The organism is Luteimonas sp. Soil_N_1 (genome assembly GCF_057656255.1).
In genome coordinates this window covers 2,320,416-2,345,659 of the sequence record NZ_JBDGKS010000001.1, presented here as the reverse complement: position 1 = coordinate 2,345,659, position 25,244 = coordinate 2,320,416, and the positions used below count along the sequence as shown (strand labels likewise).

The window sequence follows — 25,244 nt, the reverse complement described above, 5'->3', positions numbered from 1 at the left end:
TGCCGCAGGTCGCTGGCGACCCGGGATTGTGGTGCAGCGTCGCGCCTGCGTCCAAGCCGGCGCGGCGCGCGGTGTCGATCAGGGCGTGACGGACGGGGCCGGTCGCGCGGCAGCCGAGCGGCGTGCGCGCCGGATCAGTCCATGGATGTAGGCCATCTTCTCGACCACCGGCGGCGCGATCACGAACGGATAGATATCCGGGTGGCCCATCGTGCGGTTGAGGCTGTTGATCGCCCAGGTCAGCGGCAACCAGGCGTCGACGAGTCGCTGGATGTCGGCGACACGATGCGGGTCGAACGACAGGTCGGTCTCCATCGACGGATCGTCGGCGACATCCGGCGCGATGCGGATGCCGAACGCCGACGCCATCTCAAGCGTGTCGACGATATGCAGGTAGTGCGCCCAGGTTTCGGCCCAGTCTTCCCAGGGATGCATCGTCGCGTAGGGGCTGACGTGCGCGGACTGCCAGTCGTTGGGCGCGCCATGGTCGTAGTAGAGCTGCAGGGCGTCGCTGTAGCTGCGGCGGTCGTCGCCGAACAGCGCGCGGCAGCGTGCGAGTTCGTCTTCGCCGGCATCACGTACCAGCCGGTCCCAGTAGTAGTGGCCGATCTCGTGGCGGAAATGCCCGAGCAGGGTGCGATACAACTCCCCCATCGCGATGCGTGTCGCCTCGCGTGCTGCGTCGTCGGCTTCGGCCAGCGCGATGGTGATGTGGCCGTTGTCGTGGCCGGTCATGACCTTGGGCCCGGTGACCGGATCGGCCAGGAAGTCGAACGACAGCGGTCGCGGATCGCCACTGCCTGGCGCGGGCGTCGGCAGCTGCAGCCGCAGCAGGGTGTAGAACAGCCGGCGCTTGGCAGTCTCGATCTTCTGCCAGTCCGACAGCCGCTCCGAATCACCCAGGTTGGGGATGGTGCGGTTGTGCCGGCAGGCGAGGCAGTAGTGGCTCGGATCGCTGGCCGGCAGCAGCCAGTTGCAGGCCGAGTGGGTGGCGTTGCGGCAGAAGCGGAAACGGGCCCCGGGCCGGGCAGGCGTGATCCATTCGCCCGCGTCGAGGTCCAGCGCCTCGAGTGTCAACGTCTGCGGCAGGAAGCCGAGCGTCTTGCCGCAGCGCAGGCAGGCGGTGTTCTCGAAATACAGCACCTGATCGCAGTGCGAGCACTTGAACAGTTGCATGGCAGGGCCGCTCCGGGATCAGGCCGCGTGGCCGAGACCGTCGTCGAAAGCGCGGTCCGCCGCCGGTTCCAGATCGGCCCACACACGCAGCGACAGGGTCCGCAGCGGACGGTAACTGGTCAGGAAGGCCACGTCGGCGGCATCGCGGCCATGCGCGATCACCACGCGACCGCCGCGCGGGGCGGACTGGGTGGCGTCGAAGGTGTACCAGGCGCCGCCGAGATAGGCCTCGAACCAGGCGTGCATGTCCATCGGCTTGAGGTCGTGCAACCAGCCCACGACCATGCGCGCCGGAATGTCGAGCGCGCGGCACAGGGTGATGCCGACATGGGCGAAGTCACGGCAGACACCGGCGCCGTGCGCCAGGGTGTCCTGTGCATCGGTGCTCGCATTGCTGACGCCATAGCGGTATTCGAGATGCGCGGCGATCCAGCGACGGATCGCCTCGGCCTGGGCGTAACCCGGCGCGGCATCGCCGACCACGCTGCGCGCCTGTTCCCACATCGCGCTGCGGTCGGACGGGCAATAGCGGCTGGGCAGCAGGAACTGCAGGGTCTCGGCCGGCAACGCGCCGGGATCGACCGCAGGTGCGTGGGGTGCGACCTGGATGTCCGGCGTGGTCTCGACGGTGGTGTCGATCCGCACGCGGGTCAGCCCCTTCGGCACCACGAAACGCTGGCAGCGGTTGCCGAAGCTGTCGACGTGCTCGTCGAAACCGTGACTGCGCTCGAACCCCGAGCGATCGTTGATGCGCCAGTTCGCGACGCCGTCGCGCGGGCGCAGCATGGCGATGACCGGGCTGGCGGTATCGGTTTCGATCGAGAGTTCGCAGCCGGCCTGGACACGCATTGCGGGGGGATCTTCCTTGGAGGTGCGCCACGTTAGGCGCGGGGTCGTGCAGCGGACGTGGAGGGCGCCGGTTCAACCAGCGCACTGCCACGAAGCGGAACACACGGAGATGACCGTCGATGGAGGACGGCACAGGGCAGTGCGGAGTGGGTCGATCGAACGCGTACGAAAAAGCCGGCGCTCGGGCCGGCTTTCTCGCACACGCTTGGTGTCTGGTGGGCGGTACAGGGATTGAACCTGTGACCCTTGCCGTGTGAAGGCAATGCTCTACCGCTGAGCTAACCGCCCGGATCGTTCGGAGGGGCGGGCGTGGAGCCTGGGCCGTCTCCGCAGCGCTGGGCCCGTGAAGGGCGGCGCGATCGGGACGCGAATTCTACGGGCGATTCCGTTTCCCGACAAGCGGTGATTGCGTCACCCGCATGCCGTGCGTGCCCGGGCCGTTCCGGCGCCGTGCCGGCGGGCGCGTGTTCGCGCACGGACGATGCGTCAGAAGCTCCTGCACTGCAGGAAACGGGTCTGCTGGTCGCTGCCGGGCGGCGGCGTGAGCTGCAGCCGCGAAGACGTCAGGTCGGGATGGCGCAGCACCAGTGCGCAGATCGCGTCGACGCTGGCCGGCGTGTCGGCTGCGGCGAGCCTGACCTGCAGCGTCGAGCCGGTCGACCACAACGCGCGGTCGACGCCGGGCAGGGTGTTGACTGCGCGGACCAGGTCGCTGCGTTGCTGTTCGACGGGCGCGTGCGGCGGTGCCTCGATGCGCACGGGTGCGGCAGGCACCACCGGGGCGGGTGCGTCCTGCGATACCGACGACGTCGCGGGCACGGATCCGGGCGCCGAGAGGAACACCGCAACGCCGGCCAGCAGCGCGAACAGCCAGGCGAGCGCGGTGCGGTGTCGTGCCAGTGTGCCGGTCCTGGCGCGGATCGCCTCGAGTTCGCCAGCGGGCAGCAGCTCGCGCAGTTCCGGCCACAGGGCCGGGCCGTCGAGCAGCTCGATCCGCTGGTTGCCTGCCGCAGCGCGGCCCTTGGCATCGATCCGCCCCGGCGTGACCAGCAGGCCGCCGGCGGCCCCCTTGAGCAGGATCTCGCTCGACAGCGCCTGCACGGCATTGCGGCCGAGCACATAGGTGGCGCCGTGCTTGCACGACAGCAGCCAGCGGCCGCCTTCGCGTTCGAGCACGTAGTCGCGATCGCCGGAGGCCTCCGCGTGGTCCACCACGCGCGTGTACCCGCGCAGGCGCAGGGCTTCCAGGACCATGCCGATGAAACCGCGCCAGGACACGGCCGACAACGCCACGATTCCAGCCGCCGTCTCGTCACGGTTGCGCTGGAAGGTGAAGAAGTAGAACGACGCCGCGAACCCGATGGCAGCCGCCACTCCGATCGCGGCGACCCATTGCGTGGTCATGCCGGTGTTCCATCCGTCTGCAGGGCCGGCAGGATACCCGAGGGTGCCGGCCGGACCCGGCTGGACACACGGTTCTGTGGATCAGTTCGCCCTATGCGACTGCATGTGCAGACGCGCACTTTCGTGTTGAACGATGGCGTCGTTCGAAAAGCGAGTAGACCCGATACCTCGCCGGTGTCGCGACGCGCCGGGCGCAGGCCCTGCGGTGGAATAGTGACGACGGCATCGCCTGCACCGGCACGCCTGCCGGCATGCCTGTGCCCGGAGGCCGACGCTCAGCTCTTGGTGGCGGTCTTCTTCTTCGTGGCCCGCTTGCGTGCCGGCGTCGACGCAGTCTTCGCGGCAGTCTTGCGCGCGGGCGCGGTCTTCTTCGCGGCCGTCGCCCCGGGTGTCCCGGCCTTCTGCTTTTCGAGGACGTCGATCCGCGCCTTGAGTGCCTGCACGTCGTCGCGGCCCGGCACGCCGAGTTTCACGAGCGCGCGCTGCAGACGGCTGTCGAAGGCCTGCTCGAGACGTTCCCACGTGTCGGACGCGCGTTCGCGTGTCTGGTCGACACTGCTTTCCACTGCGCTGCGGACGCCGTCAGCCCGCGTGGTCGCGAATTCGCGTGCGGTCTTCTCCAGGCCAAGGCCTTCCTTGACCAGCGTCTCGAACATGCGGGTGCCTTCGGCCTGCGCGCGTCCGAATGCGCCGACACCCGCAAGCCAGACCTGCTGCGCGGAATCGCCGATCGATTTCTGCGACGCGTCCGCGGTGGACTTGCCATCCGGCGCAGGCTTGCGACGCGACGTGGTCCGGGACGCTGTCTTCGTGGTCTTCCTGGTCGTGCTCATGGGAGGCTCCTGGCGGGTGTCGGGGTCGGGGCGTGCGTCACTGCGGGGGTCGGCCGTTGCATCCGGTACGGGTCGGACGCAGTCGGCGCTCGATGTCCGATGGTGCCCACCCGGGTGCCGACTGCGTGTGACAACACCATCATGCGGTCTGCGTCGTGCCCGGTTCGCAGCGCGTCACCCTGGATATTGCTCCGGGGGCGTCCCTGCGTCGAAGATGCCCGGATGACGTCATCCGACCTCCCGGCGCGCCTTGCGCGACGACTCCGCTGGCACCAGGCATTGCACGACCCGGACGCCGATCCACGCATCGGCTCGCACTGGCTGGCCGAGTTGCGGCGCTGGCAGTCTGCGCGGTTGCGCAGCAGTTTCATGCGGTTTCTCGACGACCCCGGGCGAGCGCCCGCGGCCGGCTTCTTTCTGGACGACGTCTACGGTGACCGTGACTTCAGTCGTCGGGATGCCGATATCGTCCGCGTCATGCCGACCATGCGCCGGCTGCTGCCTGCGGCGTTGCTGGAGACCGTGTCGGACGCGATCGAACTGGTGGCGTTGAGCCAGGCGCTTGACCTGCGCATGGTGGAGGCGCTGCAGGCACTGGCGCCGCGGCGCCGCAGACTGGATGACGCGTTGTACGCCCGGGCGTATGAGAGGGTCGGCCGGGCCGGCCTGAGACGTCGCCAGGTCCGCCTGGTCGCCCGTGTCGGTCGCGGTTTTGCCGCCGCGCTGAAGATGCGCGGTGTGGCGGCATTGATGGCGTTCTCGCGGGGGCCGGCGCGGCTGGCGGGCCTGACCCAGCTGCAGGGGTTTCTGGAGCGCGGGCATGCCGCGTTTGCGGCACTGCCCGACGCCGAGGCGTTCGTCGCCGAGATCGAGCGCGACGAACTGGAGGTGTCGCGACGCCTGTTCGCCGGTCACCCCACGCCTTACGCACTGGGGCGTTGAATCAGAACTTCTCGGCCAGCACGCGGCGAATCTCCGCTTCGATCGGGCCCCGCATCGCGGACAGCAGGAAACCGAGCTTGGCAGTCACATGCAGGCTGTCGGGCAGCAGTGCGATCGCGCCGTCAACGCCGGAGCGGTTGAACTTCAGCGTGTCGCCCTGCCAGTCGTACTGCATGTCGAAACGCTCCGACAGCGTCTTGGCCACCGATTCGACGGCAGAGCGCGCCTGATCGGTCGGCAGCGAATGGGCGTGGGTGATGTCGATGCCGGACATGCAGGGCTCCGCGTAATGTGGTGGACGCGCATTGTGCCCGCCGCCAGGTGATGACGCGACCGACGGCGATGGCCGCGTGCTAGATTCCCGGCGCATGACTGCGCTCAAACTGCGTTTCTCCACACCCGACGAACCCGAGTTGCCGCTGGACATCGGCGTGCACGGCATCGGGCGTGCGGCCGCAGGCACGCTGGCCCCGGTGTCGGAAGGCAGCGAACCGAGCGTGCGCTTCTGCGTCGACCGACGCGGTGTCTGGCTTACGGTCACCGACGGCGTCCAGGGCGTGCACGTCAACGGCCGTCAGGTGCGGCGCATGGCGATGCTGCGTTCGGGAGATGCGATCTTCGTCGACGGTCAGGAGTTGCGGCTGGTGTCGGCGACACCGCTGGCCGGACGCATGCCGCCCGATGATGCCCACGCGGCGTCCCAGGATGAGGCCGATCCCCGCATCGTGCTGCGCGGTGTCGGCGGTCGTTATCACGGGCGCAGTTTCACCCTGGACCAGCCACGGCTGGTGGGGCGTCACGGCGACGCCGACATCCGCATCGACGAGCCCGGCTTCGCCGATCGCCATGCGCGGCTGGAGCGTGTGGGGGGCGTGGTCCGTCTGACCGATCTCGGTTCGGCTGACGGCAGTCTGGTGAACGGCGAGCCGGTGCGTGACGGCCTGCTGGAGGCCGGTGACCAGATCGTGTTCGACGCCCATCACCGCTTCGTGGTCGAAGCCCCTGCGCGCGCCCGGCCTGTGCCCGGCTACGACACCGCACCCGATACGCACCCGCTGCTCGACGACATGCCTGACAGGCGGGGTGGTGGGCTGCCGTTGCCGTGGCTGTTGCTGGCGGCGGTGGTGCTGGCAGGGTTGCTCAGCGCGCTGCTGCTGTTCGGCGCGGCCTGATTCCAGGGACACGGAGAACCGGTATGGGAAGTTTCAGCATCTGGCACTGGATGATCATTCTCGGCGTACTGGCGGTGCCGGTCTTCCTGGTCGGTGTCATCGTCTGGGCGTTGCGACGCGGGCGCCGGCAGCGCTAGCCAAGCGCCTCTTCTGCACCGCCTTCCACACCCGCCAGCCCAGCAACAGCGCGAGAATGCCCGCGTACAGCGCCGGCTCACGCCAGTCCGATTTCACGATCCACCAGAAATGCAGCACGGCAAGCGCGGCGATCGGGTAGATCGCCTTGTGCAGCTGACCCCACTTGCGACCCAGGCGCCGCATCCAGCCCTTGGTCGAAGTGACCGCGAGTGGCACCAGCAGCAACCACGCGAGAAAGCCCACGGTGATGAACGGTCGCTTCGCGATCTCGGTCGCGACCTGCGACAGGTCGCCGACCAGATCCAGCGCCAGCCACACGCCGAAGTGCAGGCTGGCGTAGACGAACGCATACAGGCCGAGCATGCGCCGGAAGCGAAGCGCCGCCGTCCAGCCGGTGATCTGGCGCAGGGGCGTGATCGCCAGCGTGATCAGCAGCAGACGCAGCGCGCCGATGCCGAGCTCGTGTTCGATCGCGACCACGGGCTCGGCGCCGAGTACGTCGACATTCGCGCCGCCCAATACCTGCCACACGCGCCAGCCCAGCCACGCCAGCGGCGCCAGGCACAGCAGATGGACCAGCGTCTTGGCGGCGATGATCGCGGGCGGCGTCGCCGGTCGGACCGGGCGAACCGCCGGTGCGGCCTTCAGTACCACTTGCGCAGATCCATGCCCGAGTAGAGCGATGCCACCTGGTCGGCATAGCCGTTGAACGGCCGCGTGTCGATGCGGTTTGCAAGCAGGCGGTTGCCGCTGCCGGCGATACGCCGCTCGGTCTTCTGGCTCCAGCGCGGATGGTCGACCGCCGGATTGACGTTGCTGAAGAAGCCGTATTCCGACGGCTGCAGATCGTTCCACGCGGTGCTGGGCATACGCTCGACGAAGCGGATGCCGACGATCGACTTGATGCTCTTGAAGCCGTACTTCCACGGCACGACCAGTCGCAGCGGCGCGCCGTTCTGCTGCGGCAGCGCCTTGCCGTAGAGACCGGTGGCGAGGAAGGCGAGCGGGTTCATGGCCTCGTCGATGCGCAGACCTTCGCGGTAGGGCCAATTGATCGAGCGGAAACGCAGGCCGGGCATCTGCTCGCGATCGGCGAGCGTGGTGAACGCGACGTACTTCGCGTTGGCGTTGGGCTCGAACTTGCGCAGCACCGAGGCCAGCGGCACGCCGCTCCACGGGATCACCATCGACCAGCCCTCGACGCAGCGCAGCCGGTAGATGCGTTCCTCGCTGGCGACGCCGCGCAGCAGGTCCTCGAACGACACGCGTCCGGGCTTGGCGCACTCGCCGCCGACCTCGACCGTCCACGGCGACGTGCGCAACGTCTTCGCCGCGCTCGACGGATCGCCCTTGCCTGTGCCGAACTCGTAGAAGTTGTTGTAGCTGGTGATGTCCTCGATGCGCGTCAGCGGCTCGTCGGTGCGGAAACCGCTGCGTGCCTGCGCGGGCGTGACCCGTGTGGTCGACGCTGGCGGCGGCTCGGCTTCGGCGCAGCCGGCGAGGGTGAGCGCAGGCGCGGCGGCCATCAGTGCCAGCAGGCGTCGCCGGTCGCGATAGACGGTTTCGTCGGTGACTTCGGACTCCCGGATCCGCAACGCATCGCGCAATGACATGTGGGACTCCTCGGCGCGGCGCGCCTGTTGTGGACCAGTGACATACGTTGCCAGCGCAACCATCGGATGCACGTCAAACTGTTGCGCTGCGGCATACTTGCCGGCCCCGAAATCCGTTCCGTGGAGTGTTCAATGGCGCGTGCGTACAACTTTGCCCCGGGACCGGCGGCCCTGCCTGAAAGCGTGCTGAAACAGGCGCAGGCGGACATGCTGGAGTGGGGCGATGCCGGCGCGTCGATCGTCGAGATGAGCCACCGTGGACCGGAGTTCATGGAGGTCGCCACGCGCGCCGAAGCCGATCTTCGCACGCTGCTCGGTGTGCCCGATGACTACGCCGTGCTGTTCCTGCCGGGCGGCGCGACGACGGCGCAGGCGCTGCTGCCGCTGAACTTCGCGAACCAGGGCGACACAGTCGATTACATCGTCACCGGCCACTGGGGCAAGACCGCGCTCAAGCAGCTCACGCCAGCGGTCTCGGTAAACATTGCCGCCAGCGGCGAAGCCGACGGTTACCGCACGATTCCCGCGCGCGACTCTTGGCGGCTGACGCCGGGCGCGGCCTATGTGCACATCACCGCGAACGAGACGATCCACGGCGTCGAGTACCGGCCGGCCTGGGGCGAGCCCGCGCCCGACACCGGCAGCGTGCCGCTGTTCGCCGATTTCAGTTCCAGCATCGCGTCCGAGCCGATCGACATCTCGCGCTACGGCGTGATCTACGCCGGCGCGCAGAAGAACTTGGGACCGGTCGGCATCTCGGTCGTCATCGTGCGCCGCGAATTGCTCGAGCGTGCCGGTCAGCCGCGCGCCGACATCTTCAATTACAGCTCGCAGCTCGCCAACGACTCGATGCTCAACACGCCGCCGACCTGGAACTGGTACGTGGCCGGTCTCGTATTCCGCTGGATGCTCGACGAAGGCGGCACCGTGGAATTCAACCGCCGCAGCGACGAGAAGGCGGCGCTGCTCTACGGCGCGATCGATGGCTCGGGCGGCTTCTATCGCAACGACATCGACGCCGCCGTGCGCTCGCGCATGAACGTGCCGTTCTTCCTCGCCGACGAAGCGCGCAATGCCGCCTTCCTCGACGGCGCGCGCGAGGCCGGCCTGATCGGCCTCAAGGGCCACCGCGTACTCGGCGGCATGCGCGCGTCCATCTACAACGCGATGCCGGTCGACGGCGTCCGCAGCCTCGTTGCCTACATGCAGGATTTCCAGAAGACCCATGGCTGATTCGAAGAAGAAGGCCCCGGTGGCCGCGCAGGCGAAGAAGCCGGCGGCTGCGAAGGTCGACGCGGTGAAGGCCGCTGCCACCGCAGGCGTCGCCAGGCCCGATCTCGATGCGGTGCGCGCACAGATCGACGGCATCGACCACCAGATCCAGACGCTGATCGCCGAGCGCGCGCAGTTCGCGCGCCAGGTCGGCAAGGCCAAGGGCAAGCTCGCTGCAGCCGTCGACTATTACCGGCCCGAGCGCGAAGCGCAGGTGCTGCGCCGTGTCGTCGACCGCAACGACGGCCCGTTGTCGGATACCGAACTGGTGCGCCTGTTCCGCGAGATCATGTCGGCGTGCCTCGCGCAGCAGGAACCGCTGAAGATCGGATACCTCGGTCCGGAAGGCACGTTCTCCCAGCAGGCCGTGCACAAGCAGTTCGGCCATTCGGCCAAGGGCCTGCCGCTGGCGAGCATCGAGGAAGTGTTCGACGAGGTCGCTGCAGGCAATGCCGATTTCGGCGTGGTGCCGGTCGAGAACTCGGGCCAGGGCACGATCCAGTCGACGCTCGACATGTTCCTGACCTCGCCGCTGAAGATCTGCGGCGAAGTCGAACTGCGCGTGCACCAGTACCTGCTGTCGCGCACGGGTCGCATCAAAGACATCGAGCGCGTGTATTCGCACGGCCTGTCGCTGGCGCAGTGCAAGCAATGGCTGCGCGAGAACCTGCCGGGCGTCGAGAAGCATGCGGTGGCCAGCAATGCCGAAGCCGTGCGGCGGGCGAAGAAATCCGACGACGCGGCAGCGATCGCCGGCGAGAACGCGGCGCACGTTTACGGCATGCAGGTGCTCGCCGGCCCGATCGAAGACCGCAGCGACAACACCACGCGCTTCCTGGTGATCGGTCGCGGCGCGTTCCCGACCTCGGGCAACGACCGCACCTCGCTGATGGTGTTCATCCGCGACCAGCCGGGCGCGCTCTACCGCATCCTCGAACCGCTGGCGCGGCGCGACATCAGCATGAACCGCATCGAATCGCGCCCCGCGCACGGTGCGCTGTGGCAGTACGCGTTCTTCATCGAGGTCAACGGCCACGTCGACGAGTCGCCGTTGAAGGACGCGCTGGGCGAAATCGACGCGTTCGCGGGCGAGGTCCGCGTACTCGGTTCCTACCCGGTCGCCGTGCCGTGAGCGAGGCGTCGTGGATCGCGGCGCCGGGTGCGCCGCTGCGCGGTGAAGTGCGGGTGCCGGGCGACAAGTCGGTCTCGCATCGCGCGATCATGCTGGCCGCGCTGGCCGACGGCACGTCGCGCATCGAAGGCTTTCTCGAAGGCGAAGACGCACGCGCGACCGAGGCGATCTTCCGTAGCCTGGGCGTCACGATCGAGACGCCCGGCCCCGGCACGCGCATCGTGCACGGCGTCGGCATCGACGGCCTGCGCGCGGCCGACGGTCCGCTCGATTGCAGCAACGCCGGCACCGGCATGCGTCTGATCGCCGGCCTGCTCGCGGGCCAGGCCTTCGACAGCACGCTGGTCGGTGATGCATCGCTATCGAAGCGGCCAATGCGCCGCGTCACCGAACCGCTGGCGACGATGGGCGCGCGCATCGACACTGGCGACGGCGGCGTGCCGCCGCTGCACGTGCACGGCGGCACCCCGCTGACCGGCATCGAATTCGACAACGTACTCGCCAGCGCGCAGGTGAAATCCTGCCTGCTGCTCGCCGGGCTGTATGCCGATGGCGAGACCGTTGTGCATGAAACCCGTCCGACACGCGATTACACCGAGCGCATGCTCGCCGCGTTCGGCTGGCCGATCGAGTTCGCGCCGGGCATCGCGCGTCTCGTTGGTGGGCATCGCCTGCGCGCGACGGACGTGCGCGTACCGGCGGACTTCTCGTCGGCCGCGTTTTTCCTCGTCGCCGCGTCGATCGTGCCCGGTTCCGATCTGCTGCTGCGCCGTGTCGGCATGAATCCGCGTCGCACCGGTTTGCTGCATGTGCTGCGCCTGATGGGCGCGGATATCGTCGAATCCGATGCGGGCGAGGAGGGGGGCGAGCCGGTGGCCGACCTCCGTGTGCGCTCCGCACCGCTGCACGGCATCGATGTGCCCGAGCAACACGTGCCGGACATGATCGACGAGTTCCCGGCGCTGTTCATCGCCGCGGCCTGTGCATCGGGCGTGACCCGGGTGACCGGCGCGCACGAACTGCGGGTCAAGGAATCGGACCGCATCGCCACGATGGCTGCAGGCCTGCGCGCGCTCGATGTCGAGATCGAAGAAGCGCCGGATGGTGCGACGATCACAGGACGCGCGGATGGCGTCGGTGGCGGTCGCGTCGACAGCCATGGCGACCATCGCATCGCGATGTCGTTCGCGATCGCCGGTCAGCGCTCGCGCGGCGAAGTCGTCATCGGTGACACCGCGAATGTCGCGACCTCGTTCCCGGGCTTTCTGGAACTGGCGGAGACTGCAGGGTTCTCACTGCGCAACGGCTGACGCGCGAAAGCACGTTCGCGCATCGATCCAGACGAGAACGCCCGCATCCGGAAGATGCGGGCGTTCTGCTTCAACACATGTCGACGGCGTGGATCAGCGTGCATCCTCCAGCGTGAAGTCGATCGGCACACGCACCGAGCTGGCGGTCGGCTTGCCACCCTTGATCGCCGGCTCGAACTTCCAGCCGCGCACGGCCTGCTGTGCGGCGCGATCGAGATCGCGCGAGCCGCTGCGCTGCTCCACGGTCACGTCGGTGGCGTCGCCGTTCGCATCCACCTGCACCAGCAGGATCAGCGAACCTTCCTCGCGACTGCGCGCGGCAGCCGGCGGATACGGAATCTCCGGCTGCGCGACCGGGCGCGCTTCGCGATCGGCCGGACGGGCAGGCGTCTGCTCGACGCGTGGCGTGGTGCGGGCTGCAGGCTCGCGTTCGGCGGGCGGTGCGGCCGGGTCTTCGATGACCGGCGTGGGCGGCAGTTCGGCGGTATCGGTCGTGCCACGCTGGGTCAGGGCGTACCAGCCCAGTGCCACCAGCACGGCGAGCAGCAGAATCCATAGCAGCGGACTGGAGCCCTTGCGCGGCGGGTCCTGCGGGGGCGGATCGATGGGTCGCTGCACCGGGTCGTTCATGGCCGCACCTCCTTCCTGAATGGGTGCGGCGAGCGTCCCACGCAGTGTGTGGACGCGATGTGCAGCGCACTGCCAGTGCCGTCAGCCGCCTTCCGGCGCGAACGAGAAGGGAATGCGGAGCTCTCCCTCGACCGGCTGGCCATCCTGCATGGCCGGCTCGAAACGCCAGCGGCGCACTGCGGAAACGGCTGCACGATCGAGGCGACGGTGCTGGCTGCTCGCGACGATCTCCACATCACTCACCCGCCCGTTGGGACGGACCTTCACCAGCAGCAGCACATCGCCACGCTCACCGCGGCGCATCGACGCGCGCGGGTATTCGGGTTGTGGACTGGATACCGGGCGGGGCACCGTCACCGGCAGGTCACTGGCGGGCACCGTCGCGACGGGCGCGGCCGGGAGCTCGATCGTCGCCGCAGGTGCGGGCGGCGGTGCGACCGCCTGCGGGACATGGGCATCGATACGCACCGGCGTGCGCGTGTCCTGGGGGCTCGCGTAGTCGAAGCCTCGATCCGTGGTGCTGGCGGCGGGCAGGGGTGCAGGCAATGCAGTAACAGGGCGATCACCTGCAGCCGGCGCCATGGCATCCGACGCGCCGGCATCGTCATTTCCAGAACGTCCCAGCCACAGCACCAAGAACAGCAGCACGCCCAGCGCGCACCCGCCGAACACCAGCCACCACGCGCGACCGCTGGGCATCAATCCGCCCAGTGTGCGGCGCAGACGGGCGGCAAACGGCAGCGGTGCGGTAGCGGACATGGAGGACTCCTGATTGCAGCGAAGCATTCTTGCACAGGCCTCCACGCAGGCCGGTGCGCGTGCGATACGGGTCACGGTGCGGGGTGATCCGGGCGATAATGCGGATCCGTTCCCCGAAAGACGAAGCCTCGCCATGCTCGATCCCAGCCTTCTGCGCCAGCACCTGTCCGATACCGCCGCGCGCCTGCGCGAGAGCCGCGGGTTCGAACTGCCGGTGTCGCGCATCGAGTCGCTGGAGGCGGAGCGCAAGCAGATCCAGGTGCGCACCCAGGAACTGCAGAACCTGCGCAACACGCGCAGCAAGGCGATCGGTCAGGCCAAGGCCAAGGGCGAGGATGTCGCACCGCTGCTGGCGGAAGTCGCCGGTTTCGGTGACGAACTCAAGATCAGCGAAGCACGTCTGGTCGAGATCCAGGCCGACATCGAGGCGATCGTGCTCGGCGTGCCGAACCTGCCGGACGCCGGCGTGCCGGTGGGCCGCGACGAAGCCGACAACGTCGAAACCTCGCGCTGGGGCACGCCGCGCGCGTTCGATTTCGAGGTCCGCGACCACGTCGCGCTCGGCGAGCGCCACGGCTGGCTCGACGCCGAGACCGCGGCCAAGCTCAGTGGCGCGCGCTTCACCGTGCTGCGCGGCAAGCTCGCGCGTCTGCATCGCGCGCTCGCGCAGTTCATGCTCGATCTGCACACCAGCGAGCACGGATACGAAGAGACCAGCGTGCCGCTGATCGTCAATGCCGACACGATGCGCGGCACCGGCCAGCTGCCGAAGTTCGAGGACGACCTGTTTGCGACGCCGTTCGGCGACGAGGCGCGGTATCTGATTCCGACCGCAGAAGTGCCGCTGACCAATATCGTGCGCGACACGATCGTCGAAGCCGATCGCCTGCCGCTGCGCATGAGCGCGCATTCGCTGTGTTTCCGCTCCGAGGCGGGCAGCCACGGCCGCGACACGCGCGGCATGATCCGCCAGCACCAGTTCGAGAAGGTCGAAATGGTGTCGATCGTGCGGCCCGAGGACAGCGACGCCGAACTCGAGCGCATGACGCGCTGCGCCGAGACCGTACTCGAGAAGCTGGGCCTGCCGTACCGCAAGCTGCTGCTGTGCACCGGCGACATGGGCTTCGCCGCGCGCCGCACTTATGACCTCGAAGTCTGGCTGCCGTCGCAGGAGACCTATCGCGAGATTTCCTCGTGTTCGAACACCGGCGACTTCCAGGCGCGGCGCATGCAGGCGCGCTGGCGCAATCCCGAATCGGGCAAGCCGGAGCCGGTGCATACGCTCAACGGGTCGGGCCTTGCAGTTGGCCGCACCCTGATCGCGGTGATGGAGAACTACCAGCAGGCCGACGGATCGATAGAGGTTCCCGAGGTGTTGCGCCCGTACATGGCGGGGCTCGCGCGGCTCGACTGACCGCGATGGGCCGCACAGCGGCGGTATGCGGGGTGTTCCATCACTGGAACCTATGGCTTCGATAGGTCTGCTGTGTTGCGCATCTGGAATAAAGGTGATGGAATATCGCGCATTGTTCCGCTAGCGAGGTTCCCCCATGCAGGATCTCAACGATCTCTATTACTTCGCGATGGTGGTCGAGCACGGCGGCTTCGCCGCTGCCGAACGTGCACTCGGCATTCCGAAGTCGCGCCTGAGCCGCCGTATCAGTCAGCTCGAAACCGAGCTGGGTGTGCGTCTGCTGCAGCGCTCCACGCGTCGCTTCGCGGTCACCGATGTCGGCCAGAGCGTGTTCCGTCACGCGCAGTCGATGCTCGCCGAGGCCACGGCCGCACGTGAGGTCGTCGACCGCCTCAGCGCCGAGCCGCGCGGACTCGTCCGCGTCAGCGTGCCGGTCAGCATCGCCCAGCAGTCGATTCCGCAGATGCTGCCCGAGTTCCTCGCGCGTTATCCGCAGGTGCGCGTGCAGCTGCACGTCAGCAACCGCCGCGTCGACGTCATCAACGAGGGTTTCGATGTCGCGGTGCGCGTGCGTTCCAAGCTCGACGATGACGGCAGCCTGGTGATGCGCAGCTTCGGCCAGATCCAGGAACTGCTGGTTGCCAGCCCCGGTTATCTCGACCGCATGGGCCGTCCGAAGGATCCCGACGAACTCGACCAGCACACGACGATGAGCATGGGCGAGGACGAAGTGAAGCAGCGCTGGGACCTGCAGGCCAACGACGGCACCACCCGCCGCGTCGAGCTCAAGCCGCGCGTCGCCGGTTTCGATTTCCCGATGCTGATGGCGCTGGCCAAGCAGGGTCTGGGCATCACGATGCTGCCCGAAACCCTGTGCGCCGAAGCCGTGCGCAACGGCGAACTCGAAGTCGTGCTGCCCGACTGGCACCTGCCGCAAGGCATCGCCCACGCCGTATTCGCCTCGCGTCGCGGCCTTTTGCCCGCGGTACGTGTCTTCATCGACTTCCTCGCCGAAAAACTGCCGCCGCTGATCGAAGCCTCCAGCCTCGACTGCCGCAACTGCGAGAAGAAGCCGATGCCCGGCGCTGTCCCGCCACCGCGTATCTCCACCGCGGCAGTGCGTGCGACAATGGCGTGATCGCGCAGGGCCACGCCCTCGCGCGTGGCAACTGCTTTGCAGATCGCGGTTTGGACACAGCCGCTGCGCTGGCTGAAGCGGTACACATCGGAGAGATGGCCGAGTGGTTTAAGGCAGCGGTCTTGATCCGGAGGCCGCAGGCCGGAGGAAACATCGACCGCCAGGTCGATGGTCAAACCGCCGACGCCGCTTCAGCGGCGCAGGTGATGAAGCGAGACACATCGGAGAGATGGCCGAGTGGTTGAAGGCAGCGGTCTTGAAAACCGCCGAAGGGTCAAACCTTCCGTGGGTTCGAATCCCACTCTCTCCGCCAATTCCGTGCAGTTGACCACTCGTCAAACGCAACCGGTGGCCCACCGGGATCGCCGCTTCGGTCATATTCGCCGCCCGCGCTGCCCGCTGGTCGCTACGACCACATCCGTGCTGAAGGCGGCGTCTGGGACTCTGACGTCTGCATCTGTTCGCTGATCCCACGCGGCGCATTGAAGCTGATCTCGTCGCCCCTGCGCGCGATCGATGGCATCCAGGGTCTCCTGCTCCTGGGAATCGGTGACGGACAGGTCGCCAGAGCCTTCCAGTCCCGGCGCGACGTCCTGACCGGTCAGGACCGGAGGCCCGCGTCATTCCTGGCATCGAATCGGAATCAACCAAGCGGGCACGGTGTCGCGGTGGATCTTGCCGTGTCCTGGGCGTCTCCCGGACATGGCGGTAGTATGTCCTCCATCTCGGCTTGATCGCATGTCGCCGCGGCGCGATGCCCAGGAGCGCGTCTTGATTCGCACACTGCTGAAGGCAATCGTGGCGGGCGCTGTCCTGGTGGTCGTGGTGGCGTGGGCGATGCGTCCGGCAGAGACGGATGCGAGCGCTGGTGCGCCGCCGATCACTGACGGAAGTGGAGTCGCGGATACCCGCCCCGACATTCCGAGCGCGTCCGTCCCGGTGTCGGATCCCCTGTCTGCGGCGGAAACCGGGATGCACCTGCAGGCCGCGCGCGCTCTGGTGCTCGACCAGTTGCGCGATCCGACGCAGGCGCGTTTCCGCAACGAACGCGTCCTGCAGCGTGGCGAAGTGGTCTGCCTGGAGGTGGCTGCTGCCGACAACGGTGACGTCCCACGCGATGGATTCGCGAAAGCCGTCGTGATCGCCAGGCCGGACCGGCCGCCCTCGGTGTGGATCGATCGCGGCCGCGAAGTCGTCGCGCATACCGCCTGCGAAGTCGCGTAGCGACCTCTCAACTCAGGGCTGACGGGTCTTCATAAGGCAGATGCCGTGCGCCGGTCTGGCGCAACGCATCGTCGACGCGCGCGAGTGTGTCCTCCGTGCCGTCGATGACCACAAGTACACGGCCCGACTCGATCTCCCCCTCGAACTTGCGGCGGATCGGATCGGGCAGGGATGCACCCACCATCGATGAAGCCCAGGTGCCCACTGCGGCGCCGCCAAGCGTGGTCAGGGCAACGCCGGCAAGCGTCAGGCCGAGCGGTGGCACCGCGACGGCGACCAGTCCCGCCAGCAGTCCGGTCGCGCCGCCGACACCGGCACCACGCAGCGCTGCATGCTTGAAGTCGGTGGATGCCTCTTTCTGATGCTCGGGCAGTGCCTCCAGTTCGATGTCGCCACGTGCGATCAACGAGACATCGACATCCTCGATGCCGATCTCGCGGACGGCGCGCACCGCGCTTTCGGCAGCAGGAACGGAGGGCGTGCTGTAGACGCGGCGCATCTTCATGGTTCGACTCCCGGTCAAAGGCGGTATCAGGCGAGCATCCCCACGCCGCGGTCTGCCAGCCGTGAATCCTCAGCCGAGCCCGATACCGCCGCCGTTTCCGGACAGGTGCTCGTAAAGGATCACGCTGCCGATCACGATCAGGATCAGGCCGCCGAGGATCTCCGCCCGCTTGCCCGCCATCGCACCGAGGACACGCCCGAGCATGACGCCCGTGGTCACCATGACGAACGTGCAGACGCCGATCACGCTCGCGACCAGCACGATATTCACATCCAGGAAGGCGAGGCCGACGCCGACCGCCATCGCATCGATGCTGGTGGCGAAGCCGGTCGCCGCGAGGTTCCAGAAGCCGTGCGGGCGCGAGGCACGTTCCGCTTCTTCGGGTGCATCCTTCTGGAATCCCGCCAGCACCATGCGGGTGCCGAGTGCGGCCAGCAGCACGAATGCGATCCAGTGGTCCCAGGCGGTCACATAGGCGACTGCCGCGAGCCCGAGCGCCCAGCCGATCACAGGCGTCAGCGCTTCGATGACACCGAAGATCATGCCCGCGCGCAGCGCATCGGGCAGGCGCGGGCGCTGCATGGCCGCGCCCTTGCCGATCGCAGCGGCGAAGGCATCGGCGGACATGGCAAAGCCGACCAGGAAGATCGAGAGCAGGGACATTGTCGAAGGACTTCAGGTCGGGCGGAGACGATGCACGGCACGCCGGCGCGCCCAACCTCCGTTGCGCCGGTACACCGCTGGTCTCGCCTACCTGGTCTGGTTGCCTGCACCACGATCGTGTGGGATCGAGTGTGTTGATGCAGGCGTTTCCGCGATGCGGAAACCGGCTACTCCCCAAGGGGACGCGAATGGTACCGGCGCGTTCCGGACAATGCACACGTATAGCCGATGGCATGCGTCATAGATGGAACGATCAAGCCGTCCCAGACGCACCGCGACGCGGTACACAGCATGTGCCGGCGGGTGAACCGCAGACGCAAGTCGATGCCATGCCGCTTGTGATGCGCAGCGGCGGCCCTATACTCCATGGCATCAGAGCAACGTTCTGATTCCCGGGGGTGCACTGGCTTCGACGGGGGTCGCAAAATTGCCTGGTGCATGCCGAGGGGGCAGCTTTCCTCGTAAATCCAGCAGCAAAACTTTAGTTGCCAACGACGACAACTACGCTCTCGCCGCTTAAGGCGTAAGCCCCGAACCCACTTGTGCCCGTGCTCGTGGATGTAGGGTCATTATCACGGAACCGGCTTTGACGGCTGCCTGTCAGTCATCGCTTAACCAAAACAGGCTGGTCCCGGGATGCGCTTCGCGCACCGTGCTGTTTCGGGGCGAGATCCAACGGTGAGCTAAGCATGTAGTACCGGGGATGGAGTGCCTTCGGACGCGGGTTCAATTCCCGCCACCTCCACCATCTACCTGTCCGTAGCGGTTCGCGGATGTTCGAAGAGGGGCTGATTCGACGGAGAAATCCCGAGAATCAGGCCCTTTTTCGTTGGCCTGGGTCTGCTCATGGTCGACGCGATTCGGTTCCGGCAAGGCCGATTTGCTCGTGATTATTCGCGTCGGTGCGAGGGCCCCTGGACCGGCGGCTGCCTGGCGAAGCCCGATGCGCGCAGGCGCTCCCGCATCAAGTGCGCAGGCTTTCGCAGTCGGCCAGAACGCGCGGTACGCGCAGATGCCGGGCATCGCATCTGTGCGGCCACCTGCTGCGCAAGACGCGACGGACAGCGCGTATTCACTGCATCTTGCGCACGCATGTTCCAGTCTTCGCGATGCATCGTGCGCGAACGCGCCGCGCGATGTCGCCCATCGACAACGAGATCCCCATGCATCCACTCCCCGTAATCGCCACGCAGCCGCACCGGCCGCTGCACCCTGTGCATCTGCTGCTCGTCAGCAGTGCGTTCCCACTGTTTCTGGGCGCGTTGATCGCCGATATCGCCTACGCGCGCAGTTACGAGATCCAGTGGACCAACTTCGCTTCCTGGCTGCTGGTGGGCGCGATGGTGTTCGCGGTCGTGGGGCTGGTGTGGGCGCTTGTCTCGCTGCTGACGCCTACGGCGCGCACGCGCACACGGCTCATCTACGTGGGGCTGCTGGCGCTGACCTGTGTACTCGGTTTCCTCAATTCGCTGATCCACGCCATGGATGCCTGGCAGAAGATGCCGCAGGCGCTGGTGTGGTCGGTGCTGTGCGTGCTGTCGATCGGGGCAAGCCTGTGGTTCGCGCTCGGCGGCACCTTGCGTCGCCGGGAGGTGCTGCCATGAACCGTGTTCATTCGATGCGTTCCAAGTCCGCTCTACTGACACGCGCGCTGGTGCCTGCGCTGGCGCTGGCACTCGTGGCCTGCGGCGGTACGCCGGACGAGACCTACGTGGGACCGTCGCCGGATCTGCCCAAGCCGCAGCGCGGTCTGTTTCCGACGCTGAAGATCTCGCTGCCGGCCGATTGGGGCGATCAGCTGCCGACGGTGCCGGAGGGTTACGAGATCGCGCCGATCGCCGACAACCTGCTGATTCCGCGTCAGATGCTGGTGCTGCCCAACGGCGACATCCTGGTGGCCGAAGGCCGCGGTGGCCGCGCGCCGAAGCTGACGCCGAAGGACATCATCGCCGGCTTCATCAAGGCCCGTGGCAACACCCAGGTCGACAGCGGCAATCGCCTCACGCTGCTGCGTGACACCGATGGCGACGGCACTTACGAAAACCGTTCGGTCTTCGCCGACAACCTTGACGCGCCTTACGGCCTGGCCTTCGGCAACGACTCGATCTACGTGGCCACGCAGGACGCGCTGCTGCGCTTCCCCTACACCGAAGGCGCGGTCAATGCGGCGGGCGCGCCGCAGGAAATCACCCGACTGCCGGGCGCGGTCAACCACCACTGGACGAAGGCGCTGACGATCAGTGCCGACGGTCGTTACCTGTTCGTCGGTATCGGTTCGGACAGCAACATCACCGAGCGTGGTCTGGCGGTCGAAGAGAATCGCGCGATGGTCTGGCAGGTCGATGCCCAGACCGGTTTCCACCGCGTCTTCGCGACCGGCCTGCGCAATCCGACCGCGCTGACGATGCAGCCGGGCATGGACCAGCTGTGGGCCGTGGTCAACGAGCGTGACGAAATCGGCGACGAGCTGGTGCCGGACTACCTGACCAGCGTGCGGCCGGGCGGGTTCTACGGCTGGCCCTACAGCTACTGGGGCCAGAACGTCGATGATCGCGTGCGCCCGCAAAAACCGGAAAAGGTCGCCTCCGCGATCACCCCGGACTTCGCATTGGGCTCGCACGTGGCCGCACTGGGTGTCGCGTTCTCCACGCCGACGATGGGCGCGCAGTTCGCCAACGGTGTGTTCGTCGGCCAGCACGGCAGCTGGAACCGCAATCCGCCGGTGGGCTACAAGGTGTCGTTCGTGCCGTTCCGCGACGGCAAGCCGTCGGGCGAAGCGATCGACTTCGCCACCGGCTTCCTCGGCGAAGACGGCAAGGCACGTGGCCGTCCGGTCGGCGTGACGGTCGACCCGCGTGGCGCATTGCTTGTCGCGGACGATCTGGCCAACACCATCTGGCGCATCACGCCGACGGGTGGCGCGCCGGGTGCACCTGCTGCTCCGGCACCGCCGGCTGCGACGCCGGAGGCTGCAGCCGCACCCGCGCCGACGGGAACGACGCCGCCTGCGGGTTGAGTGTTTCCAGAGTGGCGTAAATGACAAAGGGCCCGAAAGGGCCCTTTGTTTTTTCGACTTGCGACGTGACGCGGAAGACGCATTGCGCATGCCTGTCATCCCGGCTTTCGCCAAGAGGGGCGAAGTGAGCGATGACCTTCCAGGTGAGGCCTCTGGCTTGTCGCGCCCATCAGCTAGGCGCACGCTCCGGCAACTTCGCGATCACCTTGATCTCGAAATCGAACCCCGCCAGCCACGTCACGCCCACCACGGTCGCGGTCGGAAACGGCGCCTCGCCCCAGTACTCGGGCACGATCTCCCAAGCCCGTTCGAAGCGGTTCGCGGGATCGACGATGAAGAACGTCACGTCGACGACATCGTCGAACGTGGCGCCGGCGGCAGCGAGTACGGCGTTGAGGTTCTCGAACGCGCGGCGCACCTGCTGCTCGAACTCCGGTTCCGGCGAGCCGTCTTCGCGGCTGCCGACCTGGCCGGCGACGAACAGGAATCCATCGGAACGGATGGCCGGCGAATAGCGGTGCTTGTCGTACAGCGCATGGCGGCCAGCGGGAAAGACAGCGTCACGAGTTGCCATGGGACTCTCCTGTGAGTGCGATGACCCCAGTCTGCGGACGCGGGCTCGCGCGATAAACACGCAGCGCTACCCAGCACTGTTCGTAGAATCCAAACAATCTCCGCAGCTGGGCCGCCGATGGACCGATTCGATGCGATGCAGGCGTTCGCGCGTGTGGTGGAGGCGGGCAGCTTCACGAAAGCAGCCGACACGCTGCACATGAGCCGGACCACGGTGACGCAGCTGGTGCAGCAGCTGGAGGCACGGCTGCGGGTCAAGCTGCTCAACCGCACGACGCGGCAGGTCAACGTGACCGCCGATGGCGCGGCGTACTACGAGCGCGTGGTGCGTCTGCTGGCCGACATGGACGACGCCGAGACCAGCCTGTCGAACGCGTCGACTGCGCCGCGTGGACGTCTGCGTGTCGATGTGCCCAGTCCGTTCGCGCGGATGATCCTGGCGCCGGCGTTGCCGGACTTCCATCGGCGCTATCCGGAGATCCAGCTCGATCTCGGCGTCAGCGACCGGCGCGTGGATCTGATCGGCGAGAACGTGGATTGCGTGGTGCGCGGCGGCACCATCACCGACCAGTCGCTGATCGCGCGGCGTGTCGGCGATCTTCAGCTGGGCGTGCATGCATCGCCTGCGTATCTGCAGCGCATGGGCACGCCCACGCATCCGCGCGAACTGGAGGACTCGCACCACCGCATCGTCGGCTTCCTGTGGGCGCGCACCGGCAAACCCTTGCCGTATGCGATGCAGCGTGGCGACGAGCGCGTGCAGGCGCAGGGGCGTTACGTGGTGGCGCTGGATGACGGCAACGCCTATCTCGCGGCAGGTCTCGCCGGCATGGGTGTGCTGTGGCTGCCGGCGTACATGGCTGGGCCGCATGTGGCGAGCGGCGAACTGGTGACGCTGTTCGCGGACTGGACGCTCGATCCGATGCCGATGCATGTCGCGTTTCCGCCGAACCGGCACGTCAGCGCCAAGCTGCGGGTGTTCATCGACTGGATCATCGAACTGATGGACGTGCATGCGCCGGTAATCCAGCCGCCGCCCGGGTAGACACGCCTGTGCGAAGCGCTGGCGCATTGCGGGTGCATGATGCAGGCATCTCTGATGGACCCGACCCATGGCGCTTGCCGACGACCGCCGTCACCAGATGTTCCCGGTGCTGGATGCCGCCCAGATTGCGAGCGCGCGCCGCTTCGCCAGCGGTCCGCCGCGGACCTGCGTGGCCGGCGAAGTGCTGTTCGATGTCGGCGATCGCGACGCACCGGTGTGGCTGGTGCTCGAAGGCGCGATCGATGTCGTGCGTCGCGACGGGCTGGGCCACGAGAAGCCGATCACCACGCAGGGCGCCGGCCAGTTCACCGGTGAAGTGAGCCAACTCGCCGGACGCGCTTCGCTGGCGGCAGGGCAGGCGGCGGAGAGCGGCTGCACGGTCGTGCCAATCGATGCCGCGCATCTGCGCGCGCTGGTGGTGGGCGCGGCGGAACTCGGCGAAATCGTCATGCGGGCGCTGATCCTGCGCCGCGTCGGCCTGATCGAAGGCGATGCCTCCGGCTCGGTGCTGGTCGGCCTCACGGGCGACCAGCATCTGACTGCGCTGCAGAGCTTCCTCACCCGCAACGGCTACCCGAACACGCTGATCGATGCCGACAGTGACGAAGGCCGGGAGATCGTCGAGCGGCTTGGCATCCAGCCCGGTGACCTGCCGTTGATGATCTGTCCGAACGGCACGGTGCTCAAACGCCCCGGCAACGCAGAAGCGGCGACGTGTCTGGGCATGGCGCCGGAACTCGATCCCGATGCGCTGCACGACGTCGCGATCGTCGGCGCTGGGCCAGCTGGCCTCGCCGCGGCGGTGTACGCGGCGTCCGAAGGACTTTCGGTGATCGTGCTCGACCAGCGTGCGATCGGCGGCCAGGCCGGTGCATCGGCGCGGATCGAAAACTACCTCGGCTTTCCGACCGGCATCTCCGGCCAGGCGCTCGCCGGCCGTGCATACAACCAGGCGCTGAAGTTCGGCGCCGAACTCGCGATTCCGCTGGAGGTCGCGATACTGGCCTGCGGCGGTGATGGCGAAGCGGAAAACGGACCAGCGCCGCATGCCCTGCATCTGACATCGGGCGAAGTCGTGCGCGCACGAACCGTCGTCATCGCTTCGGGCGCGCGCTACCGGAGGCCAGACATCGAGAACCTGTCGCTGTTCGAAGGCGGGGGCGTGTCGTACTGGGCGTCACCGGTCGAGGCGCGGCTGTGCGAAGGCGAGGAAGTCGCGCTGATCGGTGGCGGCAACTCCGCAGGGCAGGCGGTCGTGTTCCTCGCGCCGAAAGTGGAGACCCTGCACCTCGTCGTACGCGGCGCGGGGCTTGAAGCCTCGATGTCGCGCTATCTGATCGACCGCATCAAGGCATTGCCGAACGTGGTGCTGCACACGCGTACCGAGCTGGTCACGCTGGAAGGCGACACCGAGGGCGGACTGGTCGGCGCCATCTATCGCGACCGCGACTCCGGCGAGACCCATCACTGCGATCTGCGTCATGTGTTCCTGTTCGTCGGCGCTGATCCCAACACCGGCTGGCTGACCGATTGCATCGCACTGGACCACGCGGGCTTCGTGACCACTGGCGCCGATGGCGCAGGGCCGGGACGCTCGACCTCGCTGCAGACCGATCGCGCCGGCGTGTTCGCGATCGGCGACGTGCGCGCGGGATCGGTGAAACGCGTGGCGGCCGCGGTGGGCGAGGGCGCCGCAGTGGTCTCGCAGATCCACCAGTACCTGGCCGCGGCCGACGAGGCCGCACGTTCCGACACCCAAGAGAAGGCGACCGCCTGATGGCCGACACCTGTATTCACCTCGACACCATCGCCACCGTCGTGCCCAGCGCACGCGGCTGCGAAGACTGCCTCGCGATCGACAGCCCCTGGGTGCATCTGCGCCTGTGCAGGACCTGCGGGCACGTCGGCTGCTGCGACGATTCGCCCAATCGCCATGCCACTGCGCACTACCACGCGACCGGCCACCCGATCATCGAAGGTTACGACCCGCCCGAAGGCTGGGGCTGGTGTTTCGTGGATGAGGTGGAAGTGGATCTGCCGGACCAGACGCCACAGAGTGGGCCGATTCCGCGGTACGTCTGACGTTTAGCGGCGCGTCGTCGCGGACTGTGTGCGCCCGATCAGCGCCATCTCCGGCCCGACACGCGCATCCCGTTTTCACGAGGCCGCACGTACGGTTTTTTCTCCACCAACGAGGACACTGGAATGACGCCGCAGGAAGACGTGTCGCAGCATGACGCCCCGCAGAACCCGGACTCGCCACCGCGCGACCCGACGCCGAATCCGAAGGCAGGTATCGCCAGCGAGGTCGATGCGTTCGACGATCCGGATTCGCATGACGAGAATGCGTTGCCGGGTCATGCGGGTGGTGGATTGGCGGGCGCGTGATTCGGGGCGAACGCGCTTGCTTCAGGAGTGCGCGTTGCGCATTGTGAT

At 67.5% G+C, this 25,244-nt stretch carries 26 protein-coding genes, 2 tRNA genes, 1 other RNA gene and 1 riboswitch; of the genes, 16 read left to right on the top strand and 13 right to left on the bottom strand.

Going from position 1 to position 25,244, the window contains the following annotated elements; genetic code table 11:
- Positions 1 to 78: 78 nt before the first annotated feature.
- The 5 genes from AC3A4E_RS10775 to AC3A4E_RS10755 all read right to left on the bottom strand — a co-directional run bounded on the left by AC3A4E_RS10775 (position 79) and on the right by AC3A4E_RS10755 (position 4,262).
- The gene (locus AC3A4E_RS10775; protein WP_487631468.1) at positions 79 to 1,176 is read right to left on the bottom strand and encodes a zinc-binding metallopeptidase family protein; all 1,098 of its coding nucleotides are present in this window, start codon (positions 1,174 to 1,176) and stop codon (positions 79 to 81) included.
- An 18-nt stretch (positions 1,177 to 1,194) separates the two neighbouring features.
- On the bottom strand, positions 1,195 to 2,025 hold the full coding sequence (locus tag AC3A4E_RS10770; RefSeq protein ID WP_487631467.1) for a transglutaminase domain-containing protein: 831 nt from the start codon (positions 2,023 to 2,025) through the stop codon (positions 1,195 to 1,197).
- Between the two features lie 213 nt (positions 2,026 to 2,238).
- Positions 2,239 to 2,313 (bottom strand) — tRNA-Val (locus AC3A4E_RS10765).
- Between the two features lie 198 nt (positions 2,314 to 2,511).
- Entirely contained in the window at positions 2,512 to 3,429 is a 918-nt protein-coding gene (locus AC3A4E_RS10760) for a restriction endonuclease (protein WP_487631466.1), read from the bottom strand.
- 275 nt (positions 3,430 to 3,704) lie between these two features.
- Positions 3,705 to 4,262 carry a phasin family protein gene (locus AC3A4E_RS10755; protein ID WP_487631465.1) on the bottom strand — a complete coding sequence of 186 codons (558 nt, stop codon included), beginning with the start codon at positions 4,260 to 4,262 and terminating at the stop codon, positions 3,705 to 3,707.
- Positions 4,263 to 4,484: 222 nt separating this feature from the next.
- On the opposite strand from AC3A4E_RS10755, the gene AC3A4E_RS10750 reads away from it, so the two are divergent.
- The gene (locus AC3A4E_RS10750) at positions 4,485 to 5,204 is read left to right on the top strand and encodes a DUF8198 family protein (protein WP_487631464.1); all 720 of its coding nucleotides are present in this window, start codon (positions 4,485 to 4,487) and stop codon (positions 5,202 to 5,204) included.
- A 1-nt stretch (position 5,205) separates the two neighbouring features.
- Here the strand turns inward: AC3A4E_RS10750 and AC3A4E_RS10745 are convergent, their stop codons facing one another.
- Positions 5,206 to 5,478, bottom strand: coding sequence for a polyhydroxyalkanoic acid system family protein (locus AC3A4E_RS10745; RefSeq protein WP_487631463.1), 273 nt, complete (start codon positions 5,476 to 5,478; stop codon positions 5,206 to 5,208).
- A gap of 94 nt (positions 5,479 to 5,572) precedes the next feature.
- Between AC3A4E_RS10745 and AC3A4E_RS10740 the strand changes: the two genes are divergently transcribed.
- Positions 5,573 to 6,376: an FHA domain-containing protein gene (locus AC3A4E_RS10740; protein WP_487631462.1), complete on the top strand. Its 804-nt coding sequence runs from the start codon at positions 5,573 to 5,575 to the stop codon at positions 6,374 to 6,376.
- A 96-nt stretch (positions 6,377 to 6,472) separates the two neighbouring features.
- Here AC3A4E_RS10740 and AC3A4E_RS10735 read toward each other — a convergent pair whose 3' ends face one another.
- Positions 6,473 to 7,162, bottom strand: a complete 690-nt coding sequence (locus AC3A4E_RS10735; RefSeq protein WP_487632056.1) for a protein-methionine-sulfoxide reductase heme-binding subunit MsrQ — start codon at positions 7,160 to 7,162, stop codon at positions 6,473 to 6,475.
- Entirely contained in the window at positions 7,159 to 8,127 is a 969-nt protein-coding gene (msrP, locus tag AC3A4E_RS10730) for a protein-methionine-sulfoxide reductase catalytic subunit MsrP (RefSeq protein WP_487631461.1), read from the bottom strand. The genes AC3A4E_RS10735 and msrP overlap by 4 nt, the downstream gene beginning before the upstream one ends.
- A gap of 132 nt (positions 8,128 to 8,259) precedes the next feature.
- Between msrP and serC the strand changes: the two genes are divergently transcribed.
- From serC to aroA, 3 genes are read left to right on the top strand one after another with little or no spacing between them, the layout of a single operon-like run.
- Positions 8,260 to 9,360: a phosphoserine transaminase gene (serC, locus tag AC3A4E_RS10725; protein WP_487631460.1), complete on the top strand. Its 1,101-nt coding sequence runs from the start codon at positions 8,260 to 8,262 to the stop codon at positions 9,358 to 9,360.
- The gene (pheA, locus tag AC3A4E_RS10720) at positions 9,353 to 10,531 is read left to right on the top strand and encodes a prephenate dehydratase (RefSeq protein ID WP_487631459.1); all 1,179 of its coding nucleotides are present in this window, start codon (positions 9,353 to 9,355) and stop codon (positions 10,529 to 10,531) included. Before serC ends, pheA begins: the two co-directional genes overlap by 8 nt.
- On the top strand, positions 10,528 to 11,841 hold the full coding sequence (aroA, locus tag AC3A4E_RS10715; RefSeq protein WP_487631458.1) for a 3-phosphoshikimate 1-carboxyvinyltransferase: 1,314 nt from the start codon (positions 10,528 to 10,530) through the stop codon (positions 11,839 to 11,841). The genes pheA and aroA overlap by 4 nt, the downstream gene beginning before the upstream one ends.
- A 93-nt stretch (positions 11,842 to 11,934) precedes the next feature.
- Here the strand turns inward: aroA and AC3A4E_RS10710 are convergent, their stop codons facing one another.
- Together AC3A4E_RS10710 and AC3A4E_RS10705 are read right to left on the bottom strand one after the other, a co-directional pair.
- Positions 11,935 to 12,471, bottom strand: coding sequence for an energy transducer TonB (locus AC3A4E_RS10710; RefSeq protein WP_487631457.1), 537 nt, complete (start codon positions 12,469 to 12,471; stop codon positions 11,935 to 11,937).
- 81 nt (positions 12,472 to 12,552) lie between these two features.
- Positions 12,553 to 13,230: an energy transducer TonB gene (locus AC3A4E_RS10705; RefSeq protein ID WP_487631456.1), complete on the bottom strand. Its 678-nt coding sequence runs from the start codon at positions 13,228 to 13,230 to the stop codon at positions 12,553 to 12,555.
- Positions 13,231 to 13,363: 133 nt separating this feature from the next.
- Between AC3A4E_RS10705 and serS the strand changes: the two genes are divergently transcribed.
- From serS to AC3A4E_RS10685, 4 genes are all read left to right on the top strand, one after another.
- On the top strand, positions 13,364 to 14,644 hold the full coding sequence (gene serS, locus AC3A4E_RS10700) for a serine--tRNA ligase (protein WP_487631455.1): 1,281 nt from the start codon (positions 13,364 to 13,366) through the stop codon (positions 14,642 to 14,644).
- A 136-nt stretch (positions 14,645 to 14,780) separates the two neighbouring features.
- Entirely contained in the window at positions 14,781 to 15,782 is a 1,002-nt protein-coding gene (locus AC3A4E_RS10695; RefSeq protein WP_487631454.1) for a LysR family transcriptional regulator, read from the top strand.
- 223 nt (positions 15,783 to 16,005) lie between these two features.
- Positions 16,006 to 16,095, top strand: a tRNA-Ser gene (locus AC3A4E_RS10690).
- A 659-nt stretch (positions 16,096 to 16,754) separates the two neighbouring features.
- On the top strand, positions 16,755 to 17,006 hold the full coding sequence (locus tag AC3A4E_RS10685; protein WP_487631453.1) for a hypothetical protein: 252 nt from the start codon (positions 16,755 to 16,757) through the stop codon (positions 17,004 to 17,006).
- Between the two features lie 7 nt (positions 17,007 to 17,013).
- On the opposite strand, the gene AC3A4E_RS10680 is transcribed toward AC3A4E_RS10685, so the two are convergent.
- Together AC3A4E_RS10680 and mntP are read right to left on the bottom strand one after the other, a co-directional pair.
- A complete protein-coding gene (locus AC3A4E_RS10680; protein ID WP_487631452.1) occupies positions 17,014 to 17,511 on the bottom strand; it encodes a hypothetical protein in 498 nt (165 codons plus the stop codon).
- A 69-nt stretch (positions 17,512 to 17,580) separates the two neighbouring features.
- Complete coding sequence (gene mntP, locus AC3A4E_RS10675; protein ID WP_487631451.1) at positions 17,581 to 18,174, bottom strand: manganese efflux pump MntP; 594 nt, start codon at positions 18,172 to 18,174, stop codon at positions 17,581 to 17,583.
- A 13-nt stretch (positions 18,175 to 18,187) separates the two neighbouring features.
- A riboswitch (yybP-ykoY riboswitch) is annotated at positions 18,188 to 18,356 on the bottom strand.
- A 212-nt stretch (positions 18,357 to 18,568) separates the two neighbouring features.
- Here mntP and ssrA point away from each other — a divergent pair.
- From ssrA to AC3A4E_RS10660, 3 genes are all read left to right on the top strand, one after another.
- Positions 18,569 to 18,922, top strand: a transfer-messenger RNA (tmRNA) gene (gene ssrA, locus AC3A4E_RS10670).
- Positions 18,923 to 19,337: 415 nt separating this feature from the next.
- Positions 19,338 to 19,778 (top strand): DUF2231 domain-containing protein, encoded by a 441-nt coding sequence (locus AC3A4E_RS10665; protein WP_487631450.1) that lies wholly within the window; start codon positions 19,338 to 19,340, stop codon positions 19,776 to 19,778.
- Positions 19,779 to 19,792: 14 nt separating this feature from the next.
- Positions 19,793 to 21,190: a PQQ-dependent sugar dehydrogenase gene (locus AC3A4E_RS10660; RefSeq protein ID WP_487632055.1), complete on the top strand. Its 1,398-nt coding sequence runs from the start codon at positions 19,793 to 19,795 to the stop codon at positions 21,188 to 21,190.
- Between the two features lie 169 nt (positions 21,191 to 21,359).
- On the opposite strand, the gene AC3A4E_RS10655 is transcribed toward AC3A4E_RS10660, so the two are convergent.
- Positions 21,360 to 21,764 (bottom strand): RidA family protein, encoded by a 405-nt coding sequence (locus tag AC3A4E_RS10655; protein WP_487631449.1) that lies wholly within the window; start codon positions 21,762 to 21,764, stop codon positions 21,360 to 21,362.
- A 117-nt stretch (positions 21,765 to 21,881) separates the two neighbouring features.
- Between AC3A4E_RS10655 and AC3A4E_RS10650 the strand changes: the two genes are divergently transcribed.
- The 4 genes from AC3A4E_RS10650 (at position 21,882) to AC3A4E_RS10635 (ending at position 25,196) form a co-directional block, all read left to right on the top strand.
- Positions 21,882 to 22,808 carry a LysR family transcriptional regulator gene (locus AC3A4E_RS10650; protein ID WP_487631448.1) on the top strand — a complete coding sequence of 309 codons (927 nt, stop codon included), beginning with the start codon at positions 21,882 to 21,884 and terminating at the stop codon, positions 22,806 to 22,808.
- A gap of 67 nt (positions 22,809 to 22,875) precedes the next feature.
- Positions 22,876 to 24,585 (top strand): FAD-dependent oxidoreductase, encoded by a 1,710-nt coding sequence (locus tag AC3A4E_RS10645; protein WP_487631447.1) that lies wholly within the window; start codon positions 22,876 to 22,878, stop codon positions 24,583 to 24,585.
- Positions 24,585 to 24,890, top strand: a complete 306-nt coding sequence (locus AC3A4E_RS10640) for a UBP-type zinc finger domain-containing protein (protein WP_487631446.1) — start codon at positions 24,585 to 24,587, stop codon at positions 24,888 to 24,890. Before AC3A4E_RS10645 ends, AC3A4E_RS10640 begins: the two co-directional genes overlap by 1 nt.
- 123 nt (positions 24,891 to 25,013) lie before the next feature.
- Positions 25,014 to 25,196: a hypothetical protein gene (locus AC3A4E_RS10635; RefSeq protein WP_487631445.1), complete on the top strand. Its 183-nt coding sequence runs from the start codon at positions 25,014 to 25,016 to the stop codon at positions 25,194 to 25,196.
- The last annotated feature ends 48 nt before the right edge of the window (positions 25,197 to 25,244 follow it).

What these genes read in the sequence shown, in the direction of transcription:
- AC3A4E_RS10775 (WP_487631468.1), bottom strand. Translation starts at nt 1,176, where the DNA reads ATGCAACTGTTCAAGTGCTCGCACTGCGATCAGGTGCTGTATTTCGAG.
- AC3A4E_RS10770 (WP_487631467.1), bottom strand. Translation starts at nt 2,025, where the DNA reads ATGCGTGTCCAGGCCGGCTGCGAACTCTCGATCGAAACCGATACCGCC.
- AC3A4E_RS10760 (WP_487631466.1), bottom strand. Translation starts at nt 3,429, where the DNA reads ATGACCACGCAATGGGTCGCCGCGATCGGAGTGGCGGCTGCCATCGGG.
- AC3A4E_RS10755 (WP_487631465.1), bottom strand. Translation starts at nt 4,262, where the DNA reads ATGAGCACGACCAGGAAGACCACGAAGACAGCGTCCCGGACCACGTCG.
- AC3A4E_RS10750 (WP_487631464.1), top strand. Translation starts at nt 4,485, where the DNA reads ATGACGTCATCCGACCTCCCGGCGCGCCTTGCGCGACGACTCCGCTGG.
- AC3A4E_RS10745 (WP_487631463.1), bottom strand. Translation starts at nt 5,478, where the DNA reads ATGTCCGGCATCGACATCACCCACGCCCATTCGCTGCCGACCGATCAG.
- AC3A4E_RS10740 (WP_487631462.1), top strand. Translation starts at nt 5,573, where the DNA reads ATGACTGCGCTCAAACTGCGTTTCTCCACACCCGACGAACCCGAGTTG.
- msrP (WP_487631461.1), bottom strand. Translation starts at nt 8,127, where the DNA reads ATGTCATTGCGCGATGCGTTGCGGATCCGGGAGTCCGAAGTCACCGAC.
- serC (WP_487631460.1), top strand. Translation starts at nt 8,260, where the DNA reads ATGGCGCGTGCGTACAACTTTGCCCCGGGACCGGCGGCCCTGCCTGAA.
- pheA (WP_487631459.1), top strand. Translation starts at nt 9,353, where the DNA reads ATGGCTGATTCGAAGAAGAAGGCCCCGGTGGCCGCGCAGGCGAAGAAG.
- AC3A4E_RS10710 (WP_487631457.1), bottom strand. Translation starts at nt 12,471, where the DNA reads ATGAACGACCCGGTGCAGCGACCCATCGATCCGCCCCCGCAGGACCCG.
- AC3A4E_RS10705 (WP_487631456.1), bottom strand. Translation starts at nt 13,230, where the DNA reads ATGTCCGCTACCGCACCGCTGCCGTTTGCCGCCCGTCTGCGCCGCACA.
- serS (WP_487631455.1), top strand. Translation starts at nt 13,364, where the DNA reads ATGCTCGATCCCAGCCTTCTGCGCCAGCACCTGTCCGATACCGCCGCG.
- AC3A4E_RS10695 (WP_487631454.1), top strand. Translation starts at nt 14,781, where the DNA reads ATGCAGGATCTCAACGATCTCTATTACTTCGCGATGGTGGTCGAGCAC.
- AC3A4E_RS10685 (WP_487631453.1), top strand. Translation starts at nt 16,755, where the DNA reads ATGCACCTGCAGGCCGCGCGCGCTCTGGTGCTCGACCAGTTGCGCGAT.
- AC3A4E_RS10680 (WP_487631452.1), bottom strand. Translation starts at nt 17,511, where the DNA reads ATGAAGATGCGCCGCGTCTACAGCACGCCCTCCGTTCCTGCTGCCGAA.
- mntP (WP_487631451.1), bottom strand. Translation starts at nt 18,174, where the DNA reads ATGTCCCTGCTCTCGATCTTCCTGGTCGGCTTTGCCATGTCCGCCGAT.
- AC3A4E_RS10665 (WP_487631450.1), top strand. Translation starts at nt 19,338, where the DNA reads ATGCATCCACTCCCCGTAATCGCCACGCAGCCGCACCGGCCGCTGCAC.
- AC3A4E_RS10660 (WP_487632055.1), top strand. Translation starts at nt 19,793, where the DNA reads ATGCGTTCCAAGTCCGCTCTACTGACACGCGCGCTGGTGCCTGCGCTG.
- AC3A4E_RS10655 (WP_487631449.1), bottom strand. Translation starts at nt 21,764, where the DNA reads ATGGCAACTCGTGACGCTGTCTTTCCCGCTGGCCGCCATGCGCTGTAC.
- AC3A4E_RS10650 (WP_487631448.1), top strand. Translation starts at nt 21,882, where the DNA reads ATGGACCGATTCGATGCGATGCAGGCGTTCGCGCGTGTGGTGGAGGCG.
- AC3A4E_RS10645 (WP_487631447.1), top strand. Translation starts at nt 22,876, where the DNA reads ATGGCGCTTGCCGACGACCGCCGTCACCAGATGTTCCCGGTGCTGGAT.
- AC3A4E_RS10640 (WP_487631446.1), top strand. Translation starts at nt 24,585, where the DNA reads ATGGCCGACACCTGTATTCACCTCGACACCATCGCCACCGTCGTGCCC.
- AC3A4E_RS10635 (WP_487631445.1), top strand. Translation starts at nt 25,014, where the DNA reads ATGACGCCGCAGGAAGACGTGTCGCAGCATGACGCCCCGCAGAACCCG.